General features: G+C 50.1%; 14 protein-coding genes and 1 pseudogene. 6 read left to right on the forward strand and 9 right to left on the reverse strand.

Annotation, left to right across the window (positions count from 1 at the left end; genetic code table 11):
* Positions 1-257: 257 nt before the first annotated feature.
* The 6 genes from GM154_RS19270 to GM154_RS19295 all read right to left on the reverse strand — a co-directional run bounded on the left by GM154_RS19270 (position 258) and on the right by GM154_RS19295 (position 2289).
* Positions 258-440 (reverse strand): hypothetical protein, encoded by a 183-nt coding sequence (locus GM154_RS19270; protein WP_019364532.1) that lies wholly within the window; start codon positions 438-440, stop codon positions 258-260.
* Positions 441-487: 47 nt separating this feature from the next.
* Complete coding sequence (locus tag GM154_RS19275) at positions 488-907, reverse strand: hypothetical protein (RefSeq protein ID WP_019364531.1); 420 nt, start codon at positions 905-907, stop codon at positions 488-490.
* Between the two features lie 69 nt (positions 908-976).
* Positions 977-1441, reverse strand: a complete 465-nt coding sequence (locus GM154_RS19280; protein WP_019364530.1) for a DUF4326 domain-containing protein — start codon at positions 1439-1441, stop codon at positions 977-979.
* A complete protein-coding gene (locus GM154_RS19285; RefSeq protein WP_019364529.1) occupies positions 1441-1596 on the reverse strand; it encodes a hypothetical protein in 156 nt (51 codons plus the stop codon). Before GM154_RS19285 ends, GM154_RS19280 begins: the two co-directional genes overlap by 1 nt.
* Before the next feature lie 47 nt (positions 1597-1643).
* Entirely contained in the window at positions 1644-1907 is a 264-nt protein-coding gene (locus GM154_RS19290; RefSeq protein ID WP_019364528.1) for a hypothetical protein, read from the reverse strand.
* 4 nt (positions 1908-1911) lie between these two features.
* Positions 1912-2289, reverse strand: coding sequence for a hypothetical protein (locus tag GM154_RS19295; RefSeq protein WP_019364527.1), 378 nt, complete (start codon positions 2287-2289; stop codon positions 1912-1914).
* A gap of 105 nt (positions 2290-2394) precedes the next feature.
* Here GM154_RS19295 and GM154_RS19300 point away from each other — a divergent pair, with 105 nt between their 5' ends.
* Both GM154_RS19300 and GM154_RS19305 read left to right on the forward strand, forming a co-directional pair.
* Positions 2395-3822, forward strand: a complete 1428-nt coding sequence (locus GM154_RS19300) for a hypothetical protein (protein WP_125912969.1) — start codon at positions 2395-2397, stop codon at positions 3820-3822.
* Positions 3822-4211: a TetR/AcrR family transcriptional regulator gene (locus GM154_RS19305; protein ID WP_010799555.1), complete on the forward strand. Its 390-nt coding sequence runs from the start codon at positions 3822-3824 to the stop codon at positions 4209-4211. The genes GM154_RS19300 and GM154_RS19305 overlap by 1 nt, the downstream gene beginning before the upstream one ends.
* A gap of 303 nt (positions 4212-4514) precedes the next feature.
* On the opposite strand, the gene cadR is transcribed toward GM154_RS19305, so the two are convergent.
* The gene (gene cadR, locus GM154_RS19310) at positions 4515-4964 is read right to left on the reverse strand and encodes a Cd(II)/Pb(II)-responsive transcriptional regulator (protein WP_010799556.1); all 450 of its coding nucleotides are present in this window, start codon (positions 4962-4964) and stop codon (positions 4515-4517) included.
* Between the two features lie 240 nt (positions 4965-5204).
* On the opposite strand from cadR, the gene GM154_RS19315 reads away from it, so the two are divergent.
* The 4 genes from GM154_RS19315 to GM154_RS19330 all read left to right on the forward strand — a co-directional run bounded on the left by GM154_RS19315 (position 5205) and on the right by GM154_RS19330 (position 10303).
* Complete coding sequence (locus GM154_RS19315) at positions 5205-7814, forward strand: heavy metal translocating P-type ATPase (protein WP_019365357.1); 2610 nt, start codon at positions 5205-5207, stop codon at positions 7812-7814.
* 244 nt (positions 7815-8058) lie between these two features.
* A complete protein-coding gene (locus GM154_RS19320; protein ID WP_010799558.1) occupies positions 8059-9387 on the forward strand; it encodes an OprD family porin in 1329 nt (442 codons plus the stop codon).
* 182 nt (positions 9388-9569) lie between these two features.
* Entirely contained in the window at positions 9570-9779 is a 210-nt protein-coding gene (locus tag GM154_RS19325; protein ID WP_019365356.1) for a hypothetical protein, read from the forward strand.
* 191 nt (positions 9780-9970) lie between these two features.
* The gene (locus tag GM154_RS19330; RefSeq protein WP_019365355.1) at positions 9971-10303 is read left to right on the forward strand and encodes a DUF2790 domain-containing protein; all 333 of its coding nucleotides are present in this window, start codon (positions 9971-9973) and stop codon (positions 10301-10303) included.
* 110 nt (positions 10304-10413) lie between these two features.
* On the opposite strand, the pseudogene GM154_RS19335 reads toward GM154_RS19330, so the two are convergent.
* Both GM154_RS19335 and GM154_RS19340 read right to left on the reverse strand, forming a co-directional pair.
* Positions 10414-10714, reverse strand: a pseudogene (locus GM154_RS19335) (hypothetical protein).
* 99 nt (positions 10715-10813) lie between these two features.
* Positions 10814-13969, reverse strand: coding sequence for a CusA/CzcA family heavy metal efflux RND transporter (locus GM154_RS19340; protein ID WP_010799560.1), 3156 nt, complete (start codon positions 13967-13969; stop codon positions 10814-10816).
* Positions 13970-13973 lie beyond the last annotated feature (4 nt).

Raw genomic sequence — 13973 nt, forward strand, 5'->3', positions numbered from 1 at the left:
GATTCGAGGAGGGAAGCATAGGCCTCGCCTGCGGCATCGATATCACTCCACTCAGAGCCGATAGAATCAGATAGAACGTTAAGACGAACAGTTGCTGCTTTCATGGTGTTGTCCTCTGTGCATGCCGTGCATAGGATGCCGGCTTCTTCAGGGCAGTACAGGTTATGCAGATCTTCGAAATGGATCTTAGGTGCACCGTCAAATCACCTAGCTGTAATCGAGCGGGCCTACACGAGTCCAGCTCGATTCTTTAATCCCTACGCAGCGCTAGACTCCACGACGATTCTCGCCGCCTGCTCTGCATCCATGCCCATGCTCCATGCCTGCTGCAACCTGAACAGCTGAGCCTCTACGATGGCCGAAGCATTCGAATGGCCTACATCCAGTGCAGTTGCGACCTGCTCAACGACAGCTTCTTCCCATTCAAAATATTCACTCACTTTTATGTCCTCGTGGCATATGGAAGGATTGGCAGGACTCGCTCTGATCAGTCGCCACCACTGCCACTGTCACCACAGGAACTACCTGAATCACTGACGCCCCCGGTACAGGTAGGCCCCGTGTCGGTATTGCTCAGTATCGCCAGCGTAGCGAGGGTCGTGAGATCGGCTCCGCTGCTGTTTGAGGAGCTACCTGATTGAGATGCGTAATTGCGAGAGGTATAGCTACTGGCGCGGAAAGTGTTCTTGCGCTGACTCGTTGCGGGCTGAGCTGGAGCCCTTTGCGTTATTGGCTCCTCCTTTTCGCTGATCAGCTGCGTGACGAGCCAACCCAGCGCCAGCAACAGGCTTACCATCAGAAGAACAATCATCGGATTGATGGAGGCGTAGATACCCAGCATGTGGCCCAGGCACCAGGTCACGCTTAGGGACGCGATGTAGATAATCACGAGCTGCTTCGTATTCATGGGAAAGTCCTGAAAGTGGAAGACACTTTCACTCTCTCATGGGAATTGCGGGATGCAAGGGCTTGAGTGTCAGATATTGGCGCGTTTGATCAGAACATCTGCATGGCAGGGTTCGTCCAGGCGACACCAACAGGCCAGAGCCTTGCCACGCAGCTCCGTTATATCAAGGGCACCCGCCGCCAGCTGCTGATCCAGATACGCTGAAAACAGCGCTATGGCCTGCTCACGACCATGCTCGGCAACACTAAAGGGGTTTCCCCACTTGCCCGGTCTGGCAACACGTACAGCGCCTTCTGGCAAGCGCCAGCCCTTGATGCGACGTAACTGAATGCGCGCAGGCAAGTCATTCATGGTCACCAGCGCATGATGCTCAGCGCAGTAGTGGAGGTTATCGCCGACTTCTTGAGCACAATAGTCGCATAGTGGCCGATCACAGGTCTTGCTACGCGCGCCAACCACGTAATCGCACAGGTTTGTCCCGACATCTCCGCATTCAGCGCAATGTGGGCCGAGCTTTCCGCAGATATGCCCCATCAGGATGAACACTCCAGCTTTCTAGCAACCTCGGCAGCAGTGATGATATGGCCGCGCTTGAGTAGTCCCAGCCGTAGCGTATGTACAAACAGGTCCCGACTGGGCTTTTTTGCAAGAACGATTTCTTGCTCCCGGTCGTTCAGGTTGTACACCATGCAGTAGTGCTCTGCTGCTGCCTCAAAGGCACCGTTGAACCCATGAGCTATCCATTGGGTTCACCTTTGTGATCTTGCTGGTTAAAAGCGCACCCACTACCTGAGCTAGAGTATTCCTTGAGCGTACACAGTACAGTGAAGTTTTGGGCAAGACTTTCTCCCTCAATTAATTGAGCCACTGTTGGCAGACCTTCCAGCTCCAGAACAACTACTCGCAAGCCGTTGCGATGCCAATCCAAATGGTAGGTAGTACTGACGCCAGAAAAATGTAGCCAAGTAGTTTCCTGATTGACTGTCTTAAGCGTTTGCATGGTTCTACTCCGACGTAGCTGAGAAGGCCGCGCGAAACTTCTGCTCAAACGCAAGGTAGTCGTGCAGTAACTGTAACCGTTCAGCCTCACCTCGATCCACCCAGTCAGTACCCGTGGTTTCGGACCACTGCTCTCCACTGAAAAACAGGCCTGCCAGATCGCCGGTTTCTATCCCACATGCCGACTGGATGGCGATCAATGCTTCGTCCATATCGGACATGGCAGCAGACCTCTCAAGCAGCTTGGGAGTCGCCTTGCTGATATCAAACCGCACCTGCTTGGCGGTCGTTACTGGATTAAAGCAGGCATCATCTCCAGTGCGTCGTTTCTCCTCGATCAGCTGGTAAGCCTGGGTATCAAGGCCACCGCACAGATCGATCAAAAGCCCCTCATCACGGCAAAAGTCGCACTCGCCCGTTTGCCCTGCTTTCAGGTTGTCACCACAGCACTCACACGATTCTTGGATAGGTATGGATTGCTCTCAATTTTGCAGACTCAATCGAACCTAACATCCAAATCCTGTGATGCCTATTTAGAAAATGCAGAAAACCGGTTTGAGGACTTTTCGAAAGCTTTTCGTCAGACGCATCACGCAATTATCAAGGGAAATTGTAAGACGCTTAAGCACATTATTTCTTCAGCCGAGCATGACTTGGTAAAGCAACTAAAAGAAACGCTTTATAGTTACTTTAGAGACCTGAAACGACACACATATACTCTAATCCTAGCTTTTACTGGTATGCGTGATGCTGAGGTAGGTGCGTTGAAGACAGGTTCGGCCCATAGCCGTATCGAAGACGGAGAGCAATTTTATTACCTGAACAGCGTAATGACCAAAACGGCGGATAATGCTATCCAGCTGGATTGGATAGCTAATGAGCTCATCTATCGTGCTGTAACGTTACTATCAAAAGTCAACGCCCTTTACTATGAACGTGCCAGACTAATTCTGGAGTATCAATCGCACAGGTTAACTGAGACGACACGCAATAAACTGACATCTGGTTTGAAAAACCAGTGGTTATTTGGCCTGCGCCTAACGGTGTGTACATCTAATTTCGTAGTGTGCACAAAAGGCGGTGATTGCGTGAAGTCCTTACGCCTTGGCCTTTACCGTATCTTAGTGACAGAGCAGGATTTACAGCAGCTTGAAACGATGGCGTGTAACTACCGCTCTGTAGCTGCCAATAGTGGCAACCGAGGAGTACCTTACAGGGTCGGGGATGTGTTCAAGTTTACGGCTCATCAGTTCCGACATACCTTTGCCTGGTTCATCATAGCTAATCGTCTAGGTGATCTGGACGATATCAAATACCAATTCAAACATCTGCACCGCGCCATGAGCCTTGTCTACGCTGAAAGAGGCTTCCAGTCATTTAATGAGCTCAGAGCTGTGATTGAGCATTTTGGAAATCTCCTGAATAAGCGCTCACTAGACGATATTGTGCAAGCAGCTGAAACAGGTATTGTCGCCGGTGGTGGCGGTGAGCGATTGACCCGTATGCTGCAGGCTCTTAATAGTACAGAGGAGGAAATGATATTTGGCACAGATATACAGCCGCACTTTCATGAAATAAAAGACATAATCAAATTCATGACTCGACACAGCGACTCCATTCGAGGCCTACCTCACGGGTACTGTATCAAGGGACCGTCATGCAAGATCAAGAATATAGCTGATCCCTCCCACTGCCTTTACTGCGACACATATTTTACAACCCCAAAGCATCTTCCCTACTGGAAGGCTATAAAAAGCAATTGTGAGAGTAAGCTTGCCCGTATTTCGGCAATGCCTGATCACACACAGCAGCAGTTTCAAGTGTTCAAGCAGTCACTGGAGGACAACCTGTTTGCGGCTAACAAGATCATTTGCCGCCTCCTTCCTGATGACATGACTACAAAAAGGGCGACGTGATGGATGAAAGCTCAAATACTAGAGATCAGCTTCTTCAGGCTATAGATCAGCTTGTAAATTCAGGTGGTAGCATCAGTATTAGTGCGGTTGCGGCTATATGTGGTGTCTCGCACTCACTCATTTATAACCGTTACCCGGACCTCAAAGAAAGGATCAAAGAGTTCAAGCGTGTTCAGAAAGACCGGCAAAAAACGACGACTGATCAACAGCTAATTGACAATTTGTTAGCTAAAAATAAGGTCTTGTTAAAAAAGTTAGAGGTGCAAGAAAAAAGACAGGAAGAAAAAAACCTTAACCAACTACTAGCCCATCTCCAGCAAGTGTACTCTATGTATGATCAGTTACTTGAAGACAGAAACAGACTTGTAGAAAGGTTGAGCAAGCCCTGATACAACCTAAACCAGGTAAAACACTCTAGAGTGATCGCCTGACTAAGCTACTGACGCCCATTAAGCCTAGGCAGCGTGCTGCTTAGATGGTTGTAGCAGAGCCTTGTCGTGCTTGCTCTAAGATTTTGGTTAGGGCGCATACATCTCCATCAGACTAAAGGGCAAGCCAAATGATCTTGTATCTAACGGATCATTGCCCTAGGTCTTTATCGAGTTTGCGCAACCTATTATGCCCCCTAGAAAATTCGAAGAAAAACTGAGCCATCCCCTGGCAAGTTGCAAACTGCACATCCATGATGGGCGTCAACGATGGCTCTTACCGACATGTGTATCGGCAGCCTCGGGAAGCGTATCAGCGACGTCTATATCGGTAAGCCGCTGAAGAATTCCACAGTCTCCGATAGACTGCTCTACTGCGCACCGCCGACCCAAGTCATTTAATTGCTCCTCCAACGCCTGAAGCGCGTTGATTCGAGTCCTGACATGCTGGATATGCTCATTGATCAGATCGTTAACGCTTGAGCAGTTGTCGCGAGGATTTTCCTTGAAACGCAACAGGCTACGAATCTCATCCAGGGTCATGTCAAGTGCACGGCAGTTGCGAATGAAGATTAAACGTTCAACGTGTTCAGCGTTGTACAGGCGATAGTTTCCCTCGCTGCGTTCAGGCTCCGCCAAGAGACCTTCTCTTTCGTAATAGCGGATTGTTTCAACCTGACAGCCTGTTCGTTTGGCCAGTGCCCCTATTTGCATGGATTTTCCTCTTTTACTTGACCCTGTAGCTGCTACAGGGTGTTCACTCTATACGTGATTTATATAGAGGACATCCTGATGTCAAATTGTTGTGGCCATGAGCCTGCCCCCAAGAAGGCTCAGGACAGCTGCTGTAATTCCACGGCTACCTCACCTGAGTGTGGTTTAAAATCTGCGGTGTTTAATCCTGTAAAGCTTACTAAACCACAGGTGCGCCAGATTGCGTTAAAGATTGAGGCTATGGATTGCCTTACTGAAGAGCGTTTGATCAGGCAAAAGCTGAAAGCCTTGAATGGCATTTCATCATTAGATTTCGACCTGAGCAATCGCACGCTATTGGTTGGACATACCTTGTCTTCTGAAACGCCCATCATTGAAGCGATAAAATCGCTGGACATGCAGGCAGAACCATTAGAAAGATCAAAGCATCCCACCAGCTGCTGCGCACCGAAGCCAAACCCAGTAGCTGCTGTAAGCTGCTGTGGCGGTTCTACCATTAAAACTGCCCATACTCATACTACGCCCTCTGCTTCTCAAGGCGGACAATTATCCATTTTCAAAATTGAACAAATGGACTGTCCTGCTGAGGAAGGTCTGATCCGGAACAAGCTTGAAGGTATGGCTGGAGTCCAGTCTTTGGAATTCAACTTACTCAAGCGTACCCTTGGTGTTAGGCATCTGTTGCCCTCAGAAGAGCCTATAAAAAAAGCCATTTTATCACTGGGCATGAAGGCTGAACCCGTCAACGATACGACCCGTACACGCATACGGATCATGCAGATGGACTGCCCTACTGAGGAAAAGCTTATCCGTGACAAGCTTTCACGGATGGAGGGCATACTTGGACTGGACTTCAACCTGATCCAGCGCGTGTTGACGGTACACCATGATCCTGAAGTGCTTACGCCGATGCTGGACAACATACGCGGCCTGGGTTTTACACCAGAGCTTGAAGCCGATACGGCTCAACAAACCGCTTCATTGCCCGCGGCAAAGAAATGGTGGCCGTTGGCATTAGGGGGGATGAGTGCGTTAGGTGCTGAACTCCTTCATTTTACCCAGGCCGCCCCTGAATGGTTAGTTGCTGCGCTGGCCCTGGTTGCTGTGCTGGGAAGTGGTTTAAGCACTTATAAAAAAGGCTGGATTGCACTTAGAAACCGAAATTTGAACATCAATGCCTTGATGAGTATTGCGGTCACAGGTGCTATCCTCATCGGTCAGTGGCCAGAGGCCGCAATGGTCATGGTGCTCTTTGCCATTGCCGAGCTGATTGAAGCAAAGTCCATTGATAGAGCTCGTAATGCTATTGAGGGCTTGATGCAGTTAACACCCGACCAGGCTACTGTCTTGCAAGCCGACGGCCACTGGGTTGAAAAAGCCGTCAATAATGTACGGGTAGGTGATCGAATTCGTGTCAAGCCCGGTGAGCGCGTAGGGCTGGATGGTATAATTGAGCAAGGTAGCTCAAGCGTCAACCAGGCCCCTATTACAGGTGAAAGCCTTCCTGTTGAGAAGGCTCCCGGCGATATGCTTTTTGCAGGGACAATCAATCAGGAGGGAGCTTTGGAATTCAGGGTGACTGCGCCGGCCAGCCAGTCGACGCTTGCTCGCATCATTCATGCAGTAGAAGAAGCTCAAGGCAATAAGGCGCCTACTCAGCGCTTTGTTGATCAGTTTTCAAGGATCTACACGCCAGGCGTTTTCCTGTTTGCTCTGGCCGTAGCGGTGCTTCCCCCGCTTGTTATGGGCGGTGAGTGGTTTACATGGATTTACCGTGCCTTGGTGCTGCTGGTTGTGGCGTGCCCCTGCGCGCTCGTGATTTCTACGCCGGTTACCATAGTGAGCGGACTGGCTGCGGCGGCCCGCAAAGGTATATTGATCAAGGGAGGTCTGTATCTTGAAACAGGCAGCAAGCTGACCCATCTAGCCTTTGACAAGACCGGTACGCTTACTCATGGCAGACCCGAGCAGACTGACTATTTTCCTGTCGAAATGCAGGGCTCTCCCGATGTGTATGCGTCGGTGGCTGCAAGTCTGGCTAACCGCTCGGACCACCCTGTTTCTAAAGCCATCGCTAACGCATCGCTGCGAAAAGGAATTTCCATACAGGAGGTAGATCATTTCGAAGCGCTGGCTGGACGTGGTATTAGAGGACAGATCGGCAGTCATATCTATCTGCTTGGTAATTACCGTTTGGTTGAAGAGCGAAAGCTTGTTTCCGATTGGCTGAAATCCAAGACCCAGGAACTGGAACGACAAGGCAAGACCGTTGTGATGTTGATGGATGAAAGCCGTGTGTTTGCGTTGTTTGCCGTTGCAGACACGGTTAAACCCTCAAGCCGTGAAGCCATTAGTGCTTTACAAACCCTGGGAATCAAAACCCTGACCTTAACAGGGGATAATCCTCATACTGCTCAGACTATAGCATCACAGGTCGGTATCGATCAGGTTCGTGGTAACCAGTTGCCTGACGATAAACTTAGCGCTGTAAAGGAGCTCCAGCAAAAGGGCTATGTAGTCGGAATGGTCGGTGATGGTATCAATGATGCCCCCGCCTTGGCTCAGGCTGACATCGGCCTGGCGATGGGCGCTGCAGGTACAGATACTGCTATTGAGACAGCTGATGTTGCACTCATGGACGATGACCTACGAAAAGCAGCGGATTTCATTCGCTTATCGCGTCAGGCAGCTACTGTGCTGAAGCAAAACATCAGTTTTGCGATTGGAATCAAGGCTATATTCCTGATTTTTACATTAACAGGGCATGCCACCATGTGGATGGCAGTGTTTGCCGACATGGGTGTAAGTCTACTGGTTGTATTCAATGGTCTGCGGCTTTTGAGACAGTAGTACCCTTCTGATTTTTGAGAACTACAAGCCCCTGACCATCAGGGGCTTCTCTTTTAGGCTCAGAGTACATTGCCCTATTGAGCCCTGACCCTTCTTACAAAATTGTAATTTTCAGCTCACCTCCCTGTTATCCAAGGCTTGTAACGATAGCGCCTGGTCTTCAGAAGACAGCCTTTTGAAGAGCCCAATAATAAGACGCAAGGCAATTTCGTAATCGACCTGCCGATTAATAGGAGCATCAGTGATGAGCAATAAGGCTAAGCTTTCGCTTGTAGCCCTGGCAGTTGTATGGGGAGCAGCCCAGACTGCGGTCGCCCAGGAGACAGGAAAAGGCGATGGATTTATTGAAGGAAGCAGTCTGACCCTGACGAACCGAAATTTCTTCTTTAACCGAGACTTCCGGCATGGACAGTCAAGCGCAACGGGCAACGGTTATTCTGAAGAGTGGGCTCACGGCGTAATGGCTGTATTTGAGTCTGGATTTACACAAGGTACTGTAGGGTTTGGTGTCGACGCGTTTGCCATGCTAGGTCTGAAGCTTGACACTGGTAGTGGCCGGTCCGGCGCCGGAGGAAGCATTGATTTACTTCCACATAACAGTAGTGGTGAGGCTGCAGATAACTATTCCAAACTGGGTGGAGCAGCCAAGGTCCGGTTGTTCGATACCGTGCTTAAAGTGGGTGATGTCTTTCCGATAACGCCCGTTGTGCAATACGGTGATTCACGTCTACTACCCGAAAGCTTTAAGGGTATTACCCTTGAAAATAGCTCCTTTGAAGGGTTGACGCTGCAGGGTGGACGCCTGCACGCCATGAGTCAGCCCAATACGAGTAGCATGCGCGATGAATTTGTTACCTTTTATGGAGGACAGGTAAACTCTCCATGGATTGGGTATCTCGGAGGTGATTACACCGTTAATGACTATGTAAAATTCAGCCTCTATACCAGTCGGTTAAAGGATGCCTGGGATCAATACTATTTTGGTACCTCGGCCAGCTATCCCCTGTCCGATACTGTTGCGCTGATTGGGACCTTCAACTACTACAAGGCAGTTGATGAAGGCAAAGAGCTTCTTGGCCGCTTCAATACCAATATATGGAGCGCCAGTACCGGTATCCAGTTTGGGGCGCACACCGTCGCAGTCGCCTATCAGCGCAACAACGGCAATAACGACTTTGACTACCTTCGTCAGGCTGACTCGATCTACCTCAACAACTCTATCCAGTATAGCGACTTCAACTCGCCCAAGGAGCAGTCCTGGCAACTTCGCTATGATCTGGACATGACCAGCTATGGAGTACCGGGTCTTTCCTTCATGACTCGCTATGCCCGAGGTTGGGACGCTGATTACTCTCAGGCAAACGATGTGTATATGCGGACGGATGATGAAGGTAATCCGCTTACCAATCAGAAGCGTTGGGAGAGGAATGTTGAGATCAAATATGTCGTTCAGACCGGCACCCTTAAAGATATGTCGTTCCGGATGCGACAGGCTACGACTCGTGCTACCAGCTTTGAGTCCGACCTTGATGAAGTCAGATTGATAGTTGAATACCCTTTGGAAATTCTTTAAATCATTTATTTATTGAATATCAACGCTGTAACTCATCCATACAACCGGCTGGGGGTCAAAAGCTTTCAATATTGTAATGTTCACCTCACCTTGGCGATAACTTGTCTTAGTTACCCTATCACTATTCGCAACGAGTGATAGCAAGGTACTCAGCGAGTAATCTCAACAGTCAAGTGATCAATATGAAAGTTTTAATTGCCCTTCTCATGTGTAGCATTTTTCTAGAATCAAGCATGGCGATTGCTGCTGATGGTAGCGAGCGCTCAATTGAACGAAATCAGGCGTTTCGCCTGGAACTGAAAAAAAGGCATGAGCAGAAATTACAGCGTGAACACCTTGATAGTCAGCGAAAACAGAGCAGGCAACCGGGTGAGACCAGACGGAAAGATTAACTGAGCAGTAACACATCTTCTTTTGCTCCTTTGGCCGGAAGATGTGCTTTAGGCGCCTATCAGGCGCCTTTTTTATTGTGCCTATTATTTTTTTCACAGCACAATATCAGATTACAGAATTGTAATTTTGCTCTAAGCACCTCGAAAGGTTGACTCCATTAAAGTTCAATTAATTATTAAAGGAGAAGATCATGCCAACGTATTTAGCCAAAATTTTCACTGCATCATTACTCATGGCTCTGCCATTAGCAGCCCTCGCAGATAATGGCGGCGAGCGCGTCTTTAACCGCATGCAACAGGCACGAGTTCATGTTCTACAAAACAATTTCTCCAAACTGAGTGAAGTAGAGCGTGTGGAATATCAGTATGGAATGAAGCTGGATATCCAGGAAGTTCTATTTATTGGCTCAAATGGATCAGGATGTGGCGTGCAGCCTGCGGAAATGGTTTATAAGGATGCTGCAGGCGACGTGAAGGCCATCAGCTATAGGACACTAGGGCTTTACTGCTCTAATCAAAATTAAGCTCACCTCTGGTTATCAGAAAAGATATCCCTTTCAATAAGCATCTTATAACCAAGCGCAGAGCCCGACGTCGATAGACGCCCTTTGCGCCTGGTTCCGCCATTCCCTTTTTACAGTCCCGTCCCGTTGATTATCGACATAATTGCAGTGTGCCCAGTCTCAATAGAGGCTATACCACACAGGGTGACAAAGGGGTCGATAACATCCCACAGCGATGGTTTGATACCGCCTACCTGTAGCAGCCAGAGAATCGCTGCAAAGGCATAGACGCCACCGTAGGCCGCCTCAACTCGTCCTGCTGCGGTTGGATGCAGTGTGAGAGTCCACACGAATAAGGCCGCGGGGAATGCCCTTGCCAAATCCTAGCTAAGGCAGATAGCAACCTATGGTTTCGGCCAGAGAGGTAGGGATGAAAAGGCTTGGAGCTTGAGTTTAGACATGGACACCTCCGGCCAGAGGTGTCCATCCTGGCAAGGCCAGTTAAAGAGCCTGCCCGCTAGATCGACTGGGTTACTGGCCAGCCGTGTCCCTTTGCTCTGAGCGGCGGTGAGCCGCAAAGTACAACGCTGGAAGCACAAGCAGCGTCAGTGCTGTTGAGGAGAGAATTCCCCCTATTACAACAGTGGCAAGCGGCCGCTGTACCTCAGCGCCTGTACCTGTTGCCAGTGCCATTGGTATAAATCCCAGTGAGGCCACAAGCGCAGTCATGAGCACAGGCCGAAGACGTGACAGAGCGCCATGCGTCACAGCCTCATGAAGGGAGCTGCCGTTGTCTCTCAAGCTGCGTATAAACGCAATCATAACCAGACCGTTAAGCACGGCTACACCAGACAGGGCAATAAAGCCAACCCCTGCCGAGATGGATAAGGGTATGTCTCTAAGCCACAGAGCCATCACCCCGCCTGTCAAGGCAAAGGGAATCCCTGTAAAGACTAGAAGTCCGTCTTTAATGTTGTTGAACATCATGAACAGAAGTACAAAAACAAGAAGCAGGGCCACTGGAACAACGATTTGAAGCCGCTGCGCCGCTGACTGAAGCTGCTCAAACTGCCCTCCCCAGCTTGTCCAATACCCTGCGGGTACCTTTACGTCCTGCTCAATACGTGTCGCGGCATCCTGAACAAATGAACCAATGTCACGGCCTCGTACGTTAGCACTGACAATGACAAGTCGTTTACCGTTTTCACGACTGATCTGATTTGGTCCCAGTACCAGATCCAGTGTTGCTAAATCAGAGAGAGGAATAAATCCTATCCGGCCTGTCGTATCGCTACTTGAAGCAGGAACAGGGATAAGCATTTGCGACATTGCATCCAGATCAGTTCGCAATTCATCGGAGAGCCGGACCACTATATCGAAGCGGCGGTCCCCTTCGAACAATGTACCGGCCTGACGTCCACCAAAGGCTGCGGAGACAGCATCCTGAACATCGCCAATGTTCAGGCCAAAGCGGGCAGCCCTGTCACGATCCACATTGACCGTAAGTAATGGGAGCCCGGAGGTTTGCTCAACCTTTACCTCAGATGCGCCCTCTACTTTCTGCATGCTTGAGGCGATTCTGGCGGCCGTCTGGTTGAGAACTTCCATATCGTCCCCGTATACCTTGACCGCAACGTCACTGCGCACGCCTGAAATCAACTCGTTGAAGCGAAGTTGTATAGGCTGGGACATCTCATAGTTGCTACCAGGCACGGTCGCGCTGGCTTTTTGAATCTCCTCGATAAGCACATCCCGTGACTTGTCCGGGTCAGGCCATTGTTCGCGTGGCTTGAGCATGACATAGCTGTCCGAAATATTCGGTGGCATGGGGTCAGCCGCAATTTCGGCTGTTCCTGTCCGGGCAAAGACACGCTGGACTTCAGGGACGCGCTCAATCAGTGCTTTTTCCAGGCGCTGCTGCATATCTACTGATTGCGTAAGACTGGTCCCAGGTACCCTGAGTGCCTGAAGGGCGAAGTCTCCCTCACTCAGACTGGGTACGAATTCACTGCCCATGCGGCTTGCTAGAAAACCAGACAGACCCACCACTAGTACGGCAGCTGCGAAAACTGCCGGGCGATGCTTCATTACCCCGTTCAGGATGGGAGAGTAGCCCTGCCGCGCCGCTCGCATAACCAGGTTTTCTTCTTCCTTGACCTTACCCGTCACAAACAGGGCAATGGCTGCCGGAACAAACGTGATGGAAAGAATCATCGCACCCAGTAGTGCAATCACTACGGTAAATGCCATGGGATGGAACATCTTTCCTTCTACGCCGCTCAGGGCAAAAATCGGAAGATAAACCACCATGATGATCAGCTGGCCAAATATCAGCGGACGTCGGGCCTCTCTGGCTGCTGCAAATACCTCATGGAAACGCTCGGAACGAGTCAGTATGCGTCCGTGGTGGTGCTGCGCATGAGCAAGGCGTCGAATTGAGTTCTCAACGATCACTACAGCACCGTCCACAATGACACCAAAGTCAAGCGCCCCCAGGCTCATAAGATTGGCACTGACCTTGTTGGCAAACATCCCGGTAAAGGTAAACAGCATGGACAACGGAATGACCATTGCTGTAATCAGTGCAGCACGTATGTTGCCAAGGAACAGAAATAAAATGGCGATAACGAGAATAGCGCCCTCGACCAGGTTTTTCTTGACGGTAGCAATGGCCTTGTCCACCAGGGTGGTGCGGTCATACACCGGAACCGCTGAAACACCAGCGGGTAATGAACGATTGATATCCTCAATCTTTTTCGACACCGCCTGAGCAACAGACCGGCTATTCTCCCCAATCAGCATAAACACTGTGCCCAGTACTACCTCACGACCATTTTCCGTGGCGGCGCCGGATCGAAGCTCTTTTCCGATTCCTACTGAAGCTACGTCACGAATGCGAATGGGAGAGCCGTCTACGGTTGTAAGCACTATATTGGCAATGTCCTGCTCCGACCCTACCTGGCCAGGCGCGCGAATAACCAGCTGCTCGCCGCCACGCTCGATAAACCCTGCTCCGACGTTGGCATTGTTGCGCTCAAGCGCAGAGAAAAGATCATTTAAAGTCAGGCCATAAGAGGCAAGCTTCTTAAGATTGGGAGCGACCTGATATTCCTTGTTGAAACCACCAATGGTATTGATTTCCGCTACGCCAGGAACATTGCGCAGTTGTGGTTTTATAATCCAGTCCTGAATGACGCGCAGGTCAGTAGGTGTATAGGGCGTACCATCCTCTTTTCGCGCCTGCTCATCCGCTTCGACTGTCCACAGGAATATCTCACCTAATCCGGTTGAGATTGGCCCCATCATTGCCTCAGCGCTCTCTGGAAGCTGATTACGAGCGCCTTGCAGGCGTTCGTTAACCATCTGACGGGCAAAGTAAAGATCAGTACCATCTTCAAAGATAACCGTTACCTGCGAAAAACCTGAACGGGACAATGAGCGGGTCTGTTGAAGATGAGGCAATCCGGCCATAGCCGTTTCGATGGGATAGGTCAGCCGTTGTTCGGCCTCCAGAGGCGAAAAGCCAGGCATGGCCGTGTTGATCTGAACCTGGACATTTGTGATATCGGGCACAGCATCAATAGGTAGCTTTTGATAGCTGAAAACTCCTAGCGCAGACATGCCCAGCACTGCCAGCATGACCAGCCATCGCTGTTCAATGGAAAATCTGAGAATACGTTCGAACATTGGA

It is taken from the genome of Pseudomonas sp. MAG002Y (genome assembly GCF_019400845.1).
GTDB classification, from domain to species: domain Bacteria; phylum Pseudomonadota; class Gammaproteobacteria; order Pseudomonadales; family Pseudomonadaceae; genus Chryseomonas; species Chryseomonas luteola.